At 68.4% G+C, this 17,140-nt stretch carries 15 protein-coding genes; 6 read left to right on the plus strand and 9 right to left on the minus strand.

Annotated features, from left to right (window positions below; genetic code table 11):
• Window positions 1-6: 6 nt before the first annotated feature.
• Window positions 7-1,119: an S-(hydroxymethyl)glutathione dehydrogenase/class III alcohol dehydrogenase gene (locus tag HMF7854_RS15030; protein WP_126719946.1), complete on the minus strand. Its 1,113-nt coding sequence runs from the start codon at window positions 1,117-1,119 to the stop codon at window positions 7-9.
• Window positions 1,120-1,187: 68 nt separating this feature from the next.
• Window positions 1,188-1,646 carry an OsmC family protein gene (locus tag HMF7854_RS15035; protein WP_126719947.1) on the minus strand — a complete coding sequence of 153 codons (459 nt, stop codon included), beginning with the start codon at window positions 1,644-1,646 and terminating at the stop codon, window positions 1,188-1,190.
• A 108-nt stretch (window positions 1,647-1,754) separates the two neighbouring features.
• Here HMF7854_RS15035 and HMF7854_RS15040 point away from each other — a divergent pair, with 108 nt between their 5' ends.
• Entirely contained in the window at window positions 1,755-2,054 is a 300-nt protein-coding gene (locus tag HMF7854_RS15040; RefSeq protein WP_126719948.1) for a GIY-YIG nuclease family protein, read from the plus strand.
• Between the two features lie 137 nt (window positions 2,055-2,191).
• On the opposite strand, the gene HMF7854_RS15045 is transcribed toward HMF7854_RS15040, so the two are convergent.
• The gene (locus HMF7854_RS15045; protein WP_126719949.1) at window positions 2,192-3,718 is read right to left on the minus strand and encodes an acyl-CoA carboxylase subunit beta; all 1,527 of its coding nucleotides are present in this window, start codon (window positions 3,716-3,718) and stop codon (window positions 2,192-2,194) included.
• Between the two features lie 257 nt (window positions 3,719-3,975).
• On the opposite strand from HMF7854_RS15045, the gene glf reads away from it, so the two are divergent.
• From glf to HMF7854_RS15060, 3 genes are all read left to right on the plus strand, one after another.
• Window positions 3,976-6,354, plus strand: a complete 2,379-nt coding sequence (gene glf / locus HMF7854_RS15050; protein ID WP_239017010.1) for a UDP-galactopyranose mutase — start codon at window positions 3,976-3,978, stop codon at window positions 6,352-6,354.
• Window positions 6,355-6,506: 152 nt separating this feature from the next.
• The gene (locus HMF7854_RS15055; protein ID WP_126719950.1) at window positions 6,507-7,280 is read left to right on the plus strand and encodes a histidine phosphatase family protein; all 774 of its coding nucleotides are present in this window, start codon (window positions 6,507-6,509) and stop codon (window positions 7,278-7,280) included.
• Complete coding sequence (locus HMF7854_RS15060) at window positions 7,277-8,158, plus strand: NAD(P)H-hydrate dehydratase (protein WP_221766457.1); 882 nt, start codon at window positions 7,277-7,279, stop codon at window positions 8,156-8,158. The genes HMF7854_RS15055 and HMF7854_RS15060 overlap by 4 nt, the downstream gene beginning before the upstream one ends.
• Here the strand turns inward: HMF7854_RS15060 and pyk are convergent.
• Complete coding sequence (pyk, locus tag HMF7854_RS15065) at window positions 8,155-9,612, minus strand: pyruvate kinase (protein WP_126719951.1); 1,458 nt, start codon at window positions 9,610-9,612, stop codon at window positions 8,155-8,157. The genes HMF7854_RS15060 and pyk overlap by 4 nt on opposite strands.
• Before the next feature lie 124 nt (window positions 9,613-9,736).
• On the opposite strand from pyk, the gene HMF7854_RS15070 reads away from it, so the two are divergent.
• Window positions 9,737-9,979 carry a DUF2312 domain-containing protein gene (locus tag HMF7854_RS15070; protein WP_126719952.1) on the plus strand — a complete coding sequence of 81 codons (243 nt, stop codon included), beginning with the start codon at window positions 9,737-9,739 and terminating at the stop codon, window positions 9,977-9,979.
• A 10-nt stretch (window positions 9,980-9,989) separates the two neighbouring features.
• Window positions 9,990-10,685, plus strand: a complete 696-nt coding sequence (locus HMF7854_RS15075) for a glutathione S-transferase family protein (RefSeq protein WP_126719953.1) — start codon at window positions 9,990-9,992, stop codon at window positions 10,683-10,685.
• Window position 10,686: 1 nt separating this feature from the next.
• Here HMF7854_RS15075 and HMF7854_RS15080 read toward each other — a convergent pair whose 3' ends face one another.
• The 5 genes from HMF7854_RS15080 to HMF7854_RS15100 all read right to left on the minus strand — a co-directional run bounded on the left by HMF7854_RS15080 (window position 10,687) and on the right by HMF7854_RS15100 (window position 16,971).
• Entirely contained in the window at window positions 10,687-11,952 is a 1,266-nt protein-coding gene (locus HMF7854_RS15080) for a TonB family protein (RefSeq protein WP_126719954.1), read from the minus strand.
• 83 nt (window positions 11,953-12,035) lie between these two features.
• Window positions 12,036-13,466 (minus strand): mannose-1-phosphate guanylyltransferase/mannose-6-phosphate isomerase, encoded by a 1,431-nt coding sequence (locus HMF7854_RS15085; protein ID WP_126719955.1) that lies wholly within the window; start codon window positions 13,464-13,466, stop codon window positions 12,036-12,038.
• 14 nt (window positions 13,467-13,480) lie between these two features.
• A complete protein-coding gene (locus HMF7854_RS15090) occupies window positions 13,481-14,188 on the minus strand; it encodes a polysaccharide biosynthesis/export family protein (protein ID WP_126719956.1) in 708 nt (235 codons plus the stop codon).
• 106 nt (window positions 14,189-14,294) lie between these two features.
• Window positions 14,295-15,812, minus strand: a complete 1,518-nt coding sequence (locus tag HMF7854_RS15095; protein ID WP_185829315.1) for a lipopolysaccharide biosynthesis protein — start codon at window positions 15,810-15,812, stop codon at window positions 14,295-14,297.
• A gap of 4 nt (window positions 15,813-15,816) precedes the next feature.
• Window positions 15,817-16,971 (minus strand): GumK N-terminal domain-containing glycosyltransferase, encoded by a 1,155-nt coding sequence (locus HMF7854_RS15100; RefSeq protein ID WP_126719958.1) that lies wholly within the window; start codon window positions 16,969-16,971, stop codon window positions 15,817-15,819.
• Window positions 16,972-17,140 lie beyond the last annotated feature (169 nt).

Genomic DNA, 17,140 nt, shown 5'->3' on the forward strand with positions numbered 1-17,140 from the left:
CTCCTTTTAATAGACCACCACGCTGCGGATACTCTCGCCCGCATGCATCAGGTCGAAACCCTTGTTGATGTCCTCGAGGCTGAGCACGTGCGTGATCATCGGGTCGATCGCGATCTTGCCGTCCATGTACCAGTCGACGATCTTGGGCACGTCGGTCCGCCCCTTGGCGCCGCCGAACGCCGTCCCGCGCCAGTTGCGCCCTGTGACAAGCTGAAAGGGCCGGGTCGCAATTTCCTTGCCCGCTTCGGCCACCCCGATGATGATGCTCGTTCCCCAGCCGCGGTGGCAGCACTCGAGCGCGGTGCGCATCACCTCGGTGTTGCCGGTCGCGTCGAAGCTGTAGTCGGCGCCGCCGTCGGTCAGCTCGACCACCTTGGCGACCACCTCCTCGCGGCTCATGCCCCTTGTGTTAAGGAAGTGGGTCATGCCGAACTGCCGGCCCCATTCCTCGCGGTCGGGGTTGATGTCGATGCCGACGATCCGGGCGGCACCGGCGAGGCGCGCACCCTGAATCACGTTGAGCCCGATCCCGCCGAGCCCGAACACCACCACCGTCTCGCCGACCTGCACCTTGGCGGTGTTGACCACCGCGCCGACCCCGGTCGTCACCCCGCAGCCGATGTAGCAGCTGGTCTTGAACGGCGCGTCGTCGCGGATCTTCGCCACCGCGATCTCCGGCAGCACGGTGAAGTTGGAGAAGGTCGAGCAGCCCATGTAGTGGTAGATGGTCTGGCCGCGGTAGCTGAAGCGGCTGGTCCCATCGGGCATCAGCCCCTTGCCCTGCGTGGCGCGGATCGCGGTGCAGAGGTTCGTCTTGCCGCTGAGGCACGACTTACACTGGCGGCATTCGGGCGTGTAGAGCGGGATGACATGGTCGCCCGGCGTGACGCTGGTCACCCCGGCGCCCACTTCGCGGACGATCCCCGCGCCCTCGTGGCCAAGCACCGAGGGGAACAGGCCCTCGCTGTCCAGACCGTCGAGCGTATAGGCGTCGGTGTGGCAGATGCCGGTCGCCATGATCTCGACCAGCACCTCGCCGGCCTTCGGACCCTCGAGGTCCAGCTCGACGATCTCGAGCGGCTTCTTCGCCTCGAAGGCGACGGCGGCGCGGGTCTTCATCTCTCTCTCTCCCGGGTCAGCGGCTTGGCCCCGAGCGCATAGCCTCGGCGGGGCGGATGGCAAGCGCCTCAGCGCGGCTCGACCCGAACCTCGGTGCGGACGCTGCTGGCGATGAAGCAGGCTTCGTGCGCGCGATGGTGCAGGTCGGTGATCTGATCGACCGAGGGCTCGTCGCCGCTCCATTCAAGGCGCGGGCGGAGCGTGACGAGGGTCATCGCCATCCGACCCTGATCGTCCTCTGCCAGCGTGCCCTCCGCCTCGTCGACATAGCTTTCGACGACAAATCCGGCGCGGCGGGCGAAGTCGAGGAAGAACAGCATGTGGCAGGAGGAAAGGGCGGCGACGAACGCCTCTTCCGGATCGACGGCGGCCGGGTCGGCAGTGCCCGGCGGGACATTGTCGGCGCTGGCGGACGCGGGCACGACCGCCCCGCCATCGAAGGCCCAGGAATGGCCGCGGGAATAGCGGCCATCGGTGAAAGCGGTGCCGGAGCGGGACCAGCGGATCGTTGCGGTGTAGTGGCCCATCTCTATCCCCTCCGCGTCATGCTGAACTTGTTTCAGCACCCATCTTCCAACATGATCCGCCTGCTCGGCCATGGGTCCCGAAACAAGTTCGGGATGACGTGAGGTTCTATGATCGAGCCCTGCACCTACATCCTTGCCAGCAAGCCCTACGGGACGATCTACATCGGCGTGACCGCCAACCTCGTCGCCCGGGTCTATCAGCACCGCATCAATCAGGTCCGCGGCTTCACGGCGAGGTACCGCGTCCATCATCTCGTCCGTTACGAGCAGTTCGAAACCATGCCCGAGGCGATTGCCCGAGAGAAGCAGCTGAAAAACTGGCACCGGCAATGGAAGATCAACCTGGTCGAGAGCGACAATCCGCAATGGTTGGACCTGGCGACGGGGCTCGGCCTGCCGCCGCTGTGACGGGCAGCGCCGATTCGCCACATCCCGTCATGCTGAACTTGTTTCAGCACCCATTCGGCAACCGCTGCGACCTTTTCGCAAATGGGTCCTTAAACAAGTTCAGGATGACGGCCGTCAGGGTGTCGACGCTCAAGCCGTCACAGCGGAATGTTGTCGTGTTTCTTCCACGGGTTCTCGAGCTGCTTGTCGCGCAGCTTGCGGAGCCCAAGCGCGACGCGGCGGCGGGTCGAGTGGGGCATGATCACCTCGTCGATGAAGCCCTTGCTTGCCGCCACGAACGGGTTGGCGAAGCGCTCCTCATATTCGCGGGTGCGCTCGGCGATCTCTTCCGTCGTTTTGCCGCGGAAGATGATTTCGACCGCGCCCTTGGCGCCCATCACCGCGATCTCGGCGGTCGGCCAGGCATAGTTCAAGTCGCCGCGCAGGTGCTTCGACGCCATGACGTCATAGGCCCCGCCATAGGCCTTGCGGGTGATCACCGTGATCTTGGGCACCGTCGCCTCGGCATAGGCGAACAGCAGCTTGGCGCCGTGCTTGATGATCCCGTTATGCTCTTGGCCGACGCCGGGGAGGAAACCCGGCACGTCGACGAAGGTCAGCAGTGGGATGTCGAAGGCGTCGCAGAAGCGGACGAAGCGGCCGGCCTTCTTCGCGCTGTTGATGTCGAGCACGCCGGCGAGCACCAGCGGCTGATTGGCGACGACTCCGACCGTGTGCCCCTCGATCCGGCAGAAGCCGGTGATGATGTTGGCGGCGTGGGTCGGCTGCACCTCGAAGAACTCGCCCTCGTCGGCGACCTTCCGGATGAGCTCGTGCATGTCGTAGGGCGTGGTCGCCGAGGGCGGGATCAGCGTGTCGAGGCTGTCGTCGCGGCGGTCCCACGGGTCGGTGGTCGGCCGCACCGGCACCGGGTGGCGGTTGGACAGCGGCAGATAGTCGAAGAACTCGCGCGCCATCAGCAGCGCCTCGATGTCGTTCTCGAAGGCGAGGTCGGCGACGCCCGACTTGGTGGTGTGGGTGACCGCGCCGCCCAGCTCTTCCTGGGTCACCACTTCGTTGGTCACCGTCTTCACCACGTCCGGACCGGTGACGAACATGTAGCTCGAGTCCTTCACCATGAAGATGAAGTCGGTCATCGCCAGCGAATAGACCGCGCCGCCCGCGCACGGACCCATGATCAGCGAGAGCTGGGGGACGACGCCGCTGGCGAGCACGTTGCGCTGGAACACCTCGGCATAGCCGGCGAGGCTCGCGACGCCCTCCTGGATGCGCGCGCCGCCGCTGTCGTTGAGGCCGATCACCGGCGCGCCCACCTTCATCGCCGCGTCCATGATCTTGCAGATCTTCTGAGCGTGGCGTTCCGACAGCGAGCCGCCGAACACGGTGAAATCCTGCGCGAAGACGAACACCAGCCGCCCGTTGATCGTGCCCGAACCGGTCACCACCCCGTCACCGGGATATTTCTGGTCCTGCATGCCGAAATCGGCGCAGTTGTGCTCGACGAACATGTCGACCTCCTCGAAGCTGCCCTCGTCGAGCAGCACCGAGAGCCGTTCACGCGCGGTCAGCCGCCCCTTGGCGTGCTGCGCGTCGATCCGCCGCTGGCCGCCCCCGAGCCGAGCGGCCTCGCGCCGGCTGTCGAGCTCTTCGATGGTGGTGGCCATGCGCTTTGTCTCCGTTTTTGAACTGAGCAGCGCTGTTCCATGCACGCAAAGGCGCGTCAACCGCGCTGCATTGCAACGCTCCTCTTGAAAGATGAACCTTGCACAACCACCTAAGACTCTCAGAAGTTTGAATGATTTAGCAGCGCCAGCTTGTTGTGCGCTGCAGCGAAATTCTCACTTATCTAAGTTGCTGCACGGAACCCGAATCGGACATCTGCCGTTCAGCTTCCGACATCGTTTCAGGAGGGTATCGAGCAATGTATAATGGCGTCCCGGTTCCTGCCGGCAGCCTTGGCGGGGATCGAGCCCCGCCGCCCGGCAATCGTCCGTCCCTCATCTGCTTCTCGCATCTGCGCTGGGATTTCGTCTTCCAGCGGCCGCAGCACCTGATGAGCCGCTTCGCCAAGACCCAGCCCGTCTTCTTCTGGGAAGAGCCGCTCCCCGCTTCCGCCGGTGAATCGCCCACGCTGGAGATCCGCCAGGCCAACAACGCGCCCGGTCTCACCATCGTCACCCCGCGCCTTCCCGACGGTCTCGACGAGACCGCGCGCAACACGGTGCTGAAGGGTCTGCTCGACGAGTTCGTCGCCTCGACCGTCAAGAACGAGATCATCCGCTGGTACTACACCCCGATGATGCTGCCCTTCTCGCGGCATCTCGACGCGGTCGCCACCGTCTATGACGCGATGGACGAGCTCAGCGCGTTCCGCTTCGCGCCGAAGGAACTGCTCGACCTCGAGAAGGAGCTGCTGGCCAGCTCCGACGTCGTCTTCACCGGCGGCTACTCGCTCTACGAGAGCAAGAAGCAGCGCCACGGCAATGTCCACCCCTTCCCCTCGTCGGTCGACCGCGCGCATTTCGCGCAGGCTCGCGGCTCGATCGCGGAGCCGGCCGACCAGCAGGCCTTCAAGGGCCCCAAGGCGGGCTTCTACGGCGTGCTTGACGAGCGGTTCGACACCGAGCTGCTCGGCCAGATCGCCGCGATGCGACCGGACCTCCAGTTCATCATGATCGGTCCGGTCGTGAAGATCAGCGACGAAGACCTGCCCAAGGCCGACAACATCCACTATCTCGGCGGCAAGAGCTACGACGAGCTTCCGGCCTATCTGTCGGGCTGGGACGTCGCCCTGATGCCGTTCGCGATCAACGAGGCGACCCGCTTCATCTCGCCGACCAAGACTCCGGAATATCTGGCCGCCGGCCGCCCGGTCGTCTCGACCCCGATCCGCGACGTCAAGCGCCACTATGAGCGCGTCAACGGCGTCCGCATCGCGGGGACTGCCGAGCAGTTCGTCGACGGCATCGACAAGGCGCTCGAGCTGTCGCGCTCGGGCCCCGACTGGCTCGCCGAGGTCGACCTCCACCTCGCCGACATGAGCTGGGACACGACCCAGGCCCGCATGGCGGCGCTGGTCAGCCAGGCCATCGAAAAGGAACCGGCCCCGGAGCGTCCGGCGCTGGTCTCGGTCGCCACTCACATGCCGACCGCGCGCAAGTACGACTATCTGGTCGTCGGCTGCGGCTTCGCCGGCTCGGTCCTCGCCGAGCGGCTGGCCTCGCAGCATGGCGCCCGCGTGCTGATGCTCGACAAGCGCGATCACATCGCCGGCAACGCCTATGACGAGAAGGATGCGGCGGGCATCCTCTACCACAAGTACGGCCCGCACATCTTCCACGCCAACAGCGACGAGATCGTCTCCTACCTGTCGCAGTTCACCGAGTGGCGGCCCTACGAGCACAAGGTGCTCGCCAGCGTCCGCGACCAGTTGGTGCCAATTCCGATCAACCGCACCACGCTCAACATGCTGTTCAACGCCGGGCTCAAGAACGACGAGGAGGCCGCGGCCTTTCTCGCCTCGCGCGCCGAACCGGTGAAGGACATTCGCACCTCGGAGGACGTGGTCATCAACGCCGTCGGGCGCGAGCTCTACGAGCTGTTCTTCCGCGGCTACACCCGCAAGCAGTGGGGCCTTGATCCGTCGGAGCTCGACAAGCAGGTGACCAGCCGGATCCCAACCCGGACCAACACCGACGACCGCTACTTCAACGACGTGCACCAGATCATGCCGCTGGAGGGCTACACCCGGATGTTCGAGCGGATGCTCGACCACCCGCTGATCGACAAGTCGCTCGGCACCGACTTCCGCGACGTGCGGGACGAGGTGAACGCCGCGCACATCATCTACACCGGCCCGATCGACGAATATTTCGACTGGAAGTTCGGCAAGCTGCCCTACCGGTCGCTGCGGTTCGTCCATTCGACGATCGACAAGGAGGAGTTCCAGCCGGTCGCGGTGGTCAACTACCCGAGCCCGGACATCCCCTACACCCGGATCAGCGAGTACAAGCATCTGACCGGTCAGGTGCACCCGCAGACCAGCATCACGCTGGAATATCCGGCGGCCGAGGGCGATCCCTACTACCCCATCCCGCGCGAGGAGAACCAGCGTCTCTTCAAGCAGTATGAGGCACTGGCGGATGCGACCCCGGGGGTGACCTTCGTCGGCCGCCTGGCGACCTACCGCTACTACAACATGGACCAGATCGTCGGGCAGGCGCTCAGCACCTTCCGCAAGATGGATGCGGCCCGCGCCTCGACCAAGGGCAGCAGCCGCGAACTTCGAATGGCGATGTAACGGGGATCGATCCCCCGCGGCCGTCCTCCGGGCCGCCAGTCAAAGGACCGTTCCGGTCCACCGTACCCGAAGCCCCGCCGGTTGCCCCCGGCGGGGCTTCTTCTTGGGACCCCTTCGCTTGCCCGTGCGTCTGTTGGTCGGAAGGAGGGCGGATGAACGCCGAGCAACAAATCTTCTGGCCGGAGCGGCTGTGGCTGGTCCGGCATGGGCAGAGCCAGGGCAACGTCGCGCGCGACCTCGCCACCGAGCAGGGGCTGGCGACGATCGGGATCGAGATCCGCGACGTCGACGTGCCGCTGTCCGACCTCGGGCACGAGCAGGCCGCCGCCGCCGGCCGCTGGTTCGCCGCGCTGCCCGACGAGCAGAAGCCGCAGGTCATCCTATCCTCGCCCTACCTCCGCGCGCGCCAGACCGCGCAGGCGATCTGCGAGGCGGGCGGGCGGAGCGGCGGCAAGGCGCGCACCGTCATCGACGAGCGACTGCGCGAGCGCGAGTTCGGCGTGTTCGACGGGCTGACCACGCTTGGGATTCGCCAGCAATATCCGGAGGAGGCGGCGCACCGCACCCGGCTCGGCAAGTTCTATCATCGCCCCCCGGGCGGCGAGAGCTGGGCCGACGTCATTCTCCGCTTGCGCAGCGCGCTCAACAGCATCAACCTCCAATACAGCGGCAAGCGGGTGCTGATCGTCTGCCACCAGGTGGTGGTGCTGTGCATGCGCTACATCCTCGAGGAACTGAGCGAGCAGGACATCCTCTCGATCGACAAGCAGGCCGAGATCCTCAACTGCGGCATCTGCGCCTTCGACTTCGAGACGGAGGAACTGGCCTGCGCGCCCAAGCTGGCGTTGTGGAACCACGCCGCGCCGCTCGAGCAGGAGAATGCGCCGGTCACCTCCGAGCCCGACAAGATGGTCGCCAGCCGGTGAGCGGCCAGCCGCGGTTGCTCGACCGCGACGCGCTCCGCGCCCATCCCCTTCCGGTCCACCAAGCCGGCGACAAGTCGGCTCACGGCAATCTCCTGATCATCGCCGGCGACCGCTCGCTCGGCGGCGCCGCGCTGCTCGCCGCGCGGGGCGCGATGCGAGCCGGCGCGGGCAAGCTGCAGGTCGCGACCGCCGCCAGCCATGCCCCCGCGCTCGGCATCGCCATGCCCGAATCGATGTGCGTCGCGATCGAGGAGTCGGCCGACGGCGGGTTCGCGCCCGGCGAGCTCGACCGCCTCGCCGAGCTCGCCGGCAAGGCCGACGCGGTGGTCGCCGGTCCCGGCATGCTGGCCAGCGACGCCTGCGAGAAGCTCGCCGCCGCGCTGCTGACCTGCGGCGCCGAGGTGGCGCTCGATGCCGGCCTGCTGCGCTCGCTCCCCGCCCGGGCAGCGGATTCACGGCGGTCCGACAAGCAGCCGATCCTCCTGCCCCATGCCGGCGAGATGGCGGCGCTGCTCGGCTGCGACGCCAGCGATGTCGAGGCCGACCCGCTCGGCTGCGGCCGCCGCTGCGCCGGGCGCTACGACGCGGTGACCCTGGTCAAGGGCGCCAGCAGCCATGTCGTCGCCCCCGACGGTGGCGCCTGGCTCTACGAGGGCGGCGCACCCGGCCTCGGGGTCTCCGGCAGCGGCGACACGCTGGCGGGTATCGTCGCCGGGCTGCTCGCGCGCGGCGCCGAGCCGCTCACCGCGCTGCTCTGGTCGGTCTGGCTGCACGGCAAGGCGGGCCGCCGGCTCAGCGACCGCGTCGGCCCAGTCGGCTTTCTCGCCCGCGAGATCGTCGACGAGGTCCCGTCGCTGCTGCGCGAGGCCGCCGTCTAGTTCTGGTAGTCGTCCAGCTCCTCGCCGGTCAGCCGAACGATGTGGAGCACGTTGGTCGAGCCCGAGCGCCCGAACGGCACGCCGGCGGTAATCAGGATCCGCTCGCTTGCGCCGGCCAGCTTGTGGCGCAGCGCCATCCGCTTGGCCTTGGCGACCATCTCCTCGAAGCTCGCCACGTCGCGGGTGTGGACCGCGTGGCTACCCCACAGCAGCCCCAACCGCCGTGCTACCTTCATGCTGGCGGTCATCACCAGCAGCGGCACCGTCGCCCGCTCGCGTGCCATCCGCCGCGCGGTCGACCCGGATGAGGTGAAGCAGGCCATCGCCGCGATCTTGATCGTGTCGACGATTCGCGCCGCCGAGTCCGAGAGCGCGTCCGCCGCGGTCGCCTCGGCCGGCGTTTCGGTGAAATGGATCCGGCCCTTGTAGATCGGGTCCTGCTCGACCGAGCGGGCGATGCGGTCCATCATCTCGACCGACTGCAGCGGGAAGCTCCCCGCCGCGCTTTCCGCCGACAGCATGATCGCGTCGGCGCCGTCGTAGATGGCGTTGGCGACGTCGCTCACCTCGGCCCGGGTCGGGGTCGGCGAGCTGATCATCGATTCGAGCATCTGGGTCGCGACCACCACCGGCTTGCCGAGCCGGCGCGCGCTGCCGATGATTCGGTTCTGCTGCGGCGGCACGCCCTCGGGCGGAAGCTCGACCCCGAGGTCGCCGCGGGCGACCATCACCGCGTCGGTCAGCTCGAGGATCTCGTCGAGCCGGTCGAGCGCCGCGGGCTTCTCGATCTTGGCCATCAGCCCGGCCTTGTCGCCGATCAGCTCGCGCGCCTCGGCGACGTCCTCGGGGCGCTGGACGAACGACAGCGCGATCCAGTCCGCACCTTGCTCGAGCGCGAACTGAAGGTCCGACCGGTCCTTCTCGGTGAGCGCCGGGATCGGCACCAGAACGTCGGGGACGTTGACGCCCTTGGAGTTGCTGACCTGCCCGCCGACCTCGACGATCGTCTCGATATAGTCGGGTTCGGCGGTGGCAACCCGGAGGCGGATCTTGCCGTCGTCGATCAGCAGCCGGTCGCCCTCGTGGACCGCGGCGAACAGCTCGGGATGCGGCAGCTGGACGCGCTGCTCGTTGCCCGGCTCGGCCGAGGTGTCGAAGCAGAAGCGCTGTCCCGGCTCGAGCATCACCGATCCGTCGGCGAAGCGGCCGACCCGAAGCTTGGGTCCCTGCAGATCGAACAGGATGGTGGTCGGCCGGCTGAACTTCTTCTCCAGCGCTCGGATCGCCTCCACCAGCTTGGCCTTGGCCGACTGGTCGCCATGGCTCATGTTGATTCGGAACGCATCCGCGCCGGCCCGGAACAACGCCTCGATCATCTCGGGCGTGTCGCTGGCCGGGCCGAGAGTCGCGAGAACCCTCACCTTGCGCCCGCGCGGGCCCATCGAAGCCGCCACCTGTCACTCCTGTGTTGCGAGACTGCCCCATAGCCGCTTGTGCCCGTGGTTCAACCGGCTTGAGCGTGGCGAAACGCTCGCCTAAGTCGCCGCCTCGCATTTTGGAACGAGCGAAGGGGACAACATGGCGGAAGACAATGTCGCGGCCGAACAGCTGCGGCTGTTCATCGAGCGGATCGAGCGGCTCGAGGAAGAGAAGAAGGGCATCGCGGATGACGTGAAGGACGTTTACGCCGAGGCCAAGTCGAACGGATACGATGTCAAGACGATGCGCAAGATCGTCGCGCTCCGCAAGCTGGAGGCGCACGCCCGCCAGGAGGCCGACGCGCTGATGGAAACCTACCGCACCGCGCTGGGCCTCCACTAGGCTCCGCTCCGTGCACGTCTACGGCAGCCTCGCTTCGCCTTTCGTCCAGCGGGTCATGATGACCGCCCGGCTGAAGGGCGTCGAGCTGGACGTGCAGCCCGCGCCGGGGGGAACCGGGAGCGAGTCGTTCAAGGCGATCAGCCCGGCCGGGCGGATCCCGCTGCTGGTCACCGACGAGGGCGAGCACATCTGCGAATCGGCGGCGATCGCGGCCTATCTCGACGAGATCCTGCCCGGGCCGTCGCTGATGCCGGCGACGCCGCTAGCACGGGCCCGGGTCCAGGAGCTCGCCGCCATCGCCTATGGCGAGATCGCCGCGGGCGTCCGGCCGATGCTGGTGCATCTCATCTTCGTGCCGGGAGGCCCGGAGGCGGTCGTGGCCGCTGGCCGGGCCCAGGCGGCGCTCGGGTTCGCCGCGCTCGACCGGCTGCTCGCCGCACACCAGCGCTACGCCGTCGGCGACCGGATCGGCGCGGCGGACTGCGCGCTGGTTCCCGTCCTCCACCTCGCCCGGCTGGTCGGCCCGGCAGTCGGCACCGCCGACCTGCTCGATCAGGCCGGGAACGTCTCGCGCTATCTCGCGACTATCGGCGACGAGCCTCAAGCGGCGCGGGTGATGCGCGAGATGGACGAGCATTTCGCCGCGGTGATCGAACGGGTCCGCGCGATCGCGGCGGCGAGCCCCGCGGCCGAACGCCCGGCCTGAGCTAGCGCCGGCGCGGCCGGCGACCCCAGGTATAGCTGGTCCCGACCTGGCTGCTGACCGGCTCGCCGTCGGCATTCAGCGCCGGGTTGAACCGCAGCCGGTCCTCGACCAACTGGCAGGTCAGCGAGTCGAGCCCGCGATCCCCGCTGCCCTCGGTCGGGCGGCAATTGCTCACCCGCCCGTTGGGCTGCACCGTGAACAACACCCGCACCGTGCCGGCGTAGCGCCCGCGCGGATTGTCGCTGTCGACGAGGCCGCCGCCGGCGTAGCGAGCGGCGCGGCTGCGATCGACCCGCGCCGGGGGCGGAGGCGGCGGCTCGGCGGCGGGCGCGGGTGCAGGCGAAGGCGACTCGGCGGCGGGAGCGTTGTCCGACGCCACCTGCTGATCCCGCCCGCGATCCGGCGCGGCTTGGCTGGTCGGCGGCGGCGGCCGAAGCGCGGGGATGCTCGCCTCGGCGGTCCGCTGCGGTTCGCGCGCGCGACCTTCCGCGGTGCGGTTTGCGGCGTCGGTCGTCGTGTCGCGCGGTGGGGTAACCTCGCTGGGCGGAGCGGCGACGATGCTGCCCTCGCCGCCGCCCTGCTGCGACGCGATCTCCGGCGCACTTGCGTTGGCTGCCGGCGCACTGCCCGGCGGGGCGCTCGCGACCGGCCCGGGCAGCGCCGGCTGTCCGGTGGCCGGGGCGGAACGGGCGCGGTCGTTGGCGGCGACCTGCCGGCCCCGCTGGTCCGACCGCGGCAACAGGATATAGGCGGCGAGCAGCGAGGCGAGCAGCACCAGCACCGCCGCGATCGCGACCGGCACCCACGGCCGCCGTCCGTCCGTTTCGACCGGCTCCTCCACGACGGGAGCGGTCGCAGCCGTTGCCGGGGTCGCAGCAGCCGCCGCCGCGGCCTCGCGCCGCTCGGCCCGCAATGGCCGCTCGGCCGGCGCTTCCCGGGCGAGCGGTTGGGCGGTCGGAGTCGCCATCATGTCCTGCCGCTCGCCCGGCATCACGTCGGCGGGGATGGCGGCCCCCGGCGCCGCCGCGGCGAGCGCGCCGAGGCCGATCGACTCGTCGTAGGCGCGGCGCCGCACCGGATCGCCGAGCGTCGCATAGGCGATGTTGATCCGGCGCGCGCGGCCGACCCGTTCGGGATCGCTGAACCCCGGGCGGTCGCGGTGACGCTGGAAGAGGTGGAGGAAAGCGCTCCGAATCTCCTCCGTCGTCGCGCCCGGACTCACGCCTAGCGTCTGGTAATGATTCTCGCTGTCGTTCGGTCCGGTCACGGTCGGGCGCTCCGAAACAATCCCATGTCTGCCGGCTTCAACGCGTCATCGGCCAACAGGTTGTCGCCGCTCGCTGGCGGCGCTCAGCTTCGGCCGTAAACGTCGCTGACCCGCACGATGTCGTCCTCGCCGAGATAGGCCCCGCACTGCACCTCGACCAGTTCGAGCGGGATCTTGCCCGGATTGGCGAGCCGGTGGGTGCAGCCGACCGGGATGTAGGTCGACTGGTTCTCGTGGAGCAGCCGGACCTCGTCGCCGATCGTCACCTCCGCCGTCCCGCGCACCACGATCCAGTGCTCCGAGCGATGATGATGCATCTGCAGCGACAGCCGGCCGCCCGGGTCGACGACGATCCGCTTGACCTGGAAGCGCGGGCCCCGCTCGACCGTCTCGTAGCTGCCCCACGGACGCACCATCCGCGACGGCTCGACGGCGATCGAGTTGCGTTCGCGCTCCAACCGCTCGACCACCTGCTTGACCTCCACCGCCCGCTCCAGCGGAGCGACGAACACCGCGTCGCGGACCGCGATCACGGCGAGGTTCTCGACCCCGACGGTGGCGATCGCCGGCGCGCCGGGATGGCTCTCGAGCAGCGAGGAGGACGTATCGATCGCGACGACCTCGCCCTTGATCGCATTGTCCGCGCCGTCCTTGGCGGAGATCCGCCACAGCGCCTCCCACGAGCCGACGTCGGACCAGCCGATGTCGATCGGGACGACGAAGCCATGGTCGGTCCGCTCCATGATCCCATAGTCGAGCGAGATCTTCTCGGTGCCGGCGAAGGCGGTCGCCTCGGGGCGGACAAAACTTCCGTCCTGCTGGCTCGCCTCGAGCGCGCGCCGAATTGCCTCCAGCGTCTCCGGCATCCACCGCTCGACCTCGGCGAGGAAGCTGTCGGCGCGGAACAGGAAGATACCCGCATTCCACAGGTAGTTGCCCTGCTCGAGATAGGCGGCGGCGGTGTCCCGGTCGGGCTTCTCGACGAAGCGGCGGATCGGCTTGGCCGCGGCGCCATCGCCGTTGCCGGCCTCATACTCGATATAGCCATATTGCGTGTTGGCGTCGCTCGGCCGTGCCCCGAAGGTGACGATCCCGCCGTCGCGGGCATAGGGGATCGCCGCCTCGACCGCCGCTCGGAAGCCGTCGGCGTCCTCGATCACATGGTCGGACGGAAGCAGCAGGAGCAGCTCGGCCGGGTCGTCGCGCCCGGCAAAGGCGGCGGCAAGGGTCGCCGCCGGCGCGGTGTTGCGGCCCTCGGGCTCGAGCAGGATGGCGGCGACCGCGACGCCCGCCTTCTCGAGCTGCTTGCGGACGAAGAAACGATGCTCCTCGCTCGCCACCACGATCGGGTCGGCGAAGCCGCTGCCGCGCACCCGCTCGGCGGTCGCGCACAGCATCGACGTCTCCGACCCGATCGGCAGCAGCTGCTTGGGGAAGCTGGCGCGCGATACCGGCCAGAGCCGTGTGCCCGATCCCCCCGAGAGGATGACCGGGCGCACCTGGTTGCTGGTCATGTCGGGTCCCGACGCTAGATCGGGAAACGGACGAAATTGCCGAGCAGCGGGACCGACCCAAGGTCGCGCAGGAAGCGCCGGGTGGCGTTCTCGCCGACCACGACGATGTCGTTGCCGTAGACCAGCGGGTCCGGCATCTGCCCGGCGCGGATCCGCTTGAGGCTGAACAGCGCCGCCATCTTCTGGTTGTTGACGTTGCGGAACACGACCACATTGTCGAGGTTGGCGAGGTCGGACGAGCCCTTGGCCGCCGCGATCGCCTGCTGCAGCGTCATCCGCCCGAGCACCGGATAGGTGCCGGGCTCGCGCACCGCGCCGTCGACGGTGATGCTCTGCCCCACCGCCTTGGTGATGTTGACCGTGACCTGCGGGTCCTTGATGTAGCGGCCGCGCAGCTGGGTGGTGACGATGTCGCGCACCTCGCCGGGGGTCTTGCCGCCGACCGCGACGGTGCCGACCAGCGGCAGCGACAGGTTGCCGGCCGCGTCGACCTCGCCCTCGCGCTTGAGCTCGGGCGCGCCGAACACCTCGACGCTGAGCTGGTCGCGCGGGCCGATCCGGTAATTGGAGAAATCGACCGTGCTGATGGTCGCGTCCGGCGCGGGGAGCGCCTGGGAAACGGTCACGGCACTGCTGCCGCTCCCGAGCGTGGGGCTCCCGGCGCAGCCCGACAGGAGGACAGCTGCGGCGACAAGCGGCAGCGCTGCGGAATGATGTTTCATGGCGACCCGCCCTATTGATCTGGAGGCCTTGAAGGCCGGTTTAACGAACGTCCCTCGCCTGACAGCGTTCCATGTCCGCAACGGTGTCCGCCCCGTCACGGGACAGTCAGGCGGAGGGCGGAGTCGACAGACCCGGCTTGCGGAACCGTCGCAACATGTTGCCCACGGCCGTGAAGATCTCCCGTAGAAATTCACGTCCGGCATGATTGATCATCAGGATAGGAATGGTGACCAGATAAAGTAGAATGCCTGTCGTCACCGTGAACAACAGCGGGCTTGTTTCGTCCAGTTGCGTCAGCAGCAGCCCGCGCGTCAGGACGAAACAGACGATCGCCGCCAGGACGAAGGGCAGCGTCGTTGCCGTGGCGTCCTTGAACCGGATCGGACCTTCGCTGGTCGCGTACCAGACCATCAGCGGCGTGCGGATGCCCTCGCTGATCGCGTAGGCCATCGCTACCCCGACCGCGCCCCAGCGGATCCCGATCAGGAAGGCGACCACCGTGTAGATGCTCGACACCACGCTCGAGACCAGCGCCGCGCGCGGGCGGTTCTGGCTGACGAACATCATCGCGATCGGCCCGGTGACGAGCTGGAACAGCCCGGTCAGCGCCAGCCAGGCGAAGATCGGCGCGCCGGTGATCCACTTGGGTCCCATCACCAGCCCGACGACGATGGTGGTCGCCGACGCGAGCAGGGTCAGCCCGGGAACGGTCAGCAGCAGCGACAGCTGATAGGAGAGCAAATACTGGCGGCGGTAGCGCTCCGGCTCGTCGCGGGTGCGGCTGAGAATCGGCACCATCAGCCGGAACAGCGGCATGTGGACGAACAGCACCGGCATCAGCACGACCTTGTAGGCCCGCTCGTAGAAGCCGAGCGCGGTCGCGCCCCACACCCGCCCGATCAGGATATTGTCGAGGTTGCGCGAGAAGTAGCCGGCGATGTTCGACAGGGTCATGTGGCCGCCGAAGCGGACCAGGTCCATCACCTTGTGGAGCGGCGCGCGGACGGTCGGCCGCCATCCGGCGAGCGCCCAGGCGAAGACGCACTCGGTCGCCGAGGCGCCGAAGCTCAGCAGGAAGATCGACCAGTAGGAACCGGTCAGCCATGCCACCCCGCACGCCAGCAGCGTCCCGACCAGCAGCGACAGCGCGTCGCTGATCGCCAGCGTGGTGAAGCGGAGATTGCGGTTGAGGATGGTGCGCGGCTGGACCGCCAGCGCGGCGAGCAGCAGCAGCGTGCCGGAAGCCGCGGTCAGCGCCTGGACCCGAGGCTCGTGGTAGAAGTCGGCGACGAACGGCGACACCGCCAGGAACAGGAGCGCGAGCACGATCCCGACCGCGGCGTTGAGCCAGAACATGGTCGCCAGCTCGGGCTCGCTGATCTCGCTGCGCTGCAGCACCGCCGAACCCAGCCCGGCATCCTGCAGCACCTGCGCGAAGGCGATGATCGGGAAGACCATCGCCATGATCCCGAAGTCCGCCGGCGTCAGCAGCCGGGCGAGGACGATGATCGCGGCGACTTGGAGCGACGCCTTGGTCAGCGTCCCAAGTCCCGTCACCGCGGCGCCGCCGAGCGCGGCCCGGCGATAGTTGACCGGCGCCGCCGGTGTCCCTCCGTCGCTCACCGGCTCAGCGCCCGGCTGCGGGGAAGAGCCGGGCGACCTTCTCGTCCCAGCTGAGGATCCCGTCCTGGTCGATCCGCGCGCGGTCGAAGCGAGTCGCCCGCTCGAAGGCGGCGACGATGCTCTCCGGGTTGCCCGGCGTATAGGCGCAGACATGGTCGCGCCCGGCGGCGGCGAAGGCGGGCGCCACGATCGGCAATTGCATATAGCTGTACTGGATCATCTTCATGCTGGACTGGCTGATGTAGTCGGCGTCGCGCTCGTCGAGATAGGGCGCGAGCCCGATGTCGGCGTGGCGGATGTAGCCGGCGATCTCGTCGAACGGCCGCTCGCCATGGGCGACGACGTTGGGCAGCGCCGACCCGGTCCTCGCCTTGCGCCCGAAGAGGTGGAAGGTCCAGTCGGGGAAGGCGCGGGCCATCGTCTCGACCGCGTCCGCGTCGAACAGCATGTCGCCGACGCAGACGGCGTTGCGGGAGCCGGCGAACGGCGACGGCGCGTCCACCGCGGCGAAGGCCTCCTTGGACAGGCCGTGGGGAAGGTAGACGACCTGCTGGTGCGGCACCTCGCTGCGCAGCGCCTCGGCGACGACATGGACGAGGTCGATGTCGCCGGCATGGTCGCGCAAAATCCCGCCGAGCCGCGGGTGCGCGCCGATCGTCTCCAGCCGGTCGGCAGCGTGGTAGATGATCCGTGCCTGCGGGGCGAGCCGGCGCAGCCTGGGCAGCAGGAACAGCGCCGCCCCGCTCTCGACCAGGATGTCGCTGTAGCCGGTCAGCCGGGCACGCACCGCCGGCGGGATCGCGGCGCCCTGCTCGATCCCCGCCGACCAGCGGTTGAGCATCGGCGAGCGGGTCCGCGCGGCATGGACCAGCCGGAACCAGATATATTCCTCCTGAAGCGGCCCGATCCGGTTCCAGCGATTCCACCGGCGCGTCCGCGCGAACCCCCACCGATCGTCCCTTGCCAGCTTGCTGAGGAGGCTGAGCCGAACCGAGAGGAAGTCGACAGGAACGCCGCGGCGGACCAGCGCGTCGGCCATGAAGTGGAGGTCGACTCGCCGCGGCTGGGTCGCGAAATGCTGCCCAGTGACAATCAGCAAGCGCGGCGGCGGAGTCGAGCGGAGGCTGGTGGCCGCCGCTCCGGCGTTCGTCTCCCTCACCCGCGGACGCCCGTCGGGGCAGCCGGAAACCCCGGCTCGCGCGCGTTCAAAACGTCCCACCGATCATGCGCCGGCAACTGCCTTCTCCCCGCGAGAGCGCAACCGCTCCGAACGCACTGTCCCGAAATTGTGCACTGCAGAATAAATCGATCAACGTCCCGAAACCGTT

The organism is Sphingomonas ginkgonis (assembly GCF_003970925.1).
Taxonomy (GTDB): Bacteria; Pseudomonadota; Alphaproteobacteria; order Sphingomonadales; family Sphingomonadaceae; genus Sphingomicrobium; species Sphingomicrobium ginkgonis.

What these genes read in the sequence shown, in the direction of transcription:
- HMF7854_RS15030 (WP_126719946.1), bottom strand. Translation starts at nt 1,119, where the DNA reads ATGAAGACCCGCGCCGCCGTCGCCTTCGAGGCGAAGAAGCCGCTCGAG.
- HMF7854_RS15035 (WP_126719947.1), bottom strand. Translation starts at nt 1,646, where the DNA reads ATGGGCCACTACACCGCAACGATCCGCTGGTCCCGCTCCGGCACCGCT.
- HMF7854_RS15040 (WP_126719948.1), top strand. Translation starts at nt 1,755, where the DNA reads ATGATCGAGCCCTGCACCTACATCCTTGCCAGCAAGCCCTACGGGACG.
- HMF7854_RS15045 (WP_126719949.1), bottom strand. Translation starts at nt 3,718, where the DNA reads ATGGCCACCACCATCGAAGAGCTCGACAGCCGGCGCGAGGCCGCTCGG.
- glf (WP_239017010.1), top strand. Translation starts at nt 3,976, where the DNA reads ATGTATAATGGCGTCCCGGTTCCTGCCGGCAGCCTTGGCGGGGATCGA.
- HMF7854_RS15055 (WP_126719950.1), top strand. Translation starts at nt 6,507, where the DNA reads ATGAACGCCGAGCAACAAATCTTCTGGCCGGAGCGGCTGTGGCTGGTC.
- HMF7854_RS15070 (WP_126719952.1), top strand. Translation starts at nt 9,737, where the DNA reads ATGGCGGAAGACAATGTCGCGGCCGAACAGCTGCGGCTGTTCATCGAG.
- HMF7854_RS15085 (WP_126719955.1), bottom strand. Translation starts at nt 13,466, where the DNA reads ATGACCAGCAACCAGGTGCGCCCGGTCATCCTCTCGGGGGGATCGGGC.
- HMF7854_RS15090 (WP_126719956.1), bottom strand. Translation starts at nt 14,188, where the DNA reads ATGAAACATCATTCCGCAGCGCTGCCGCTTGTCGCCGCAGCTGTCCTC.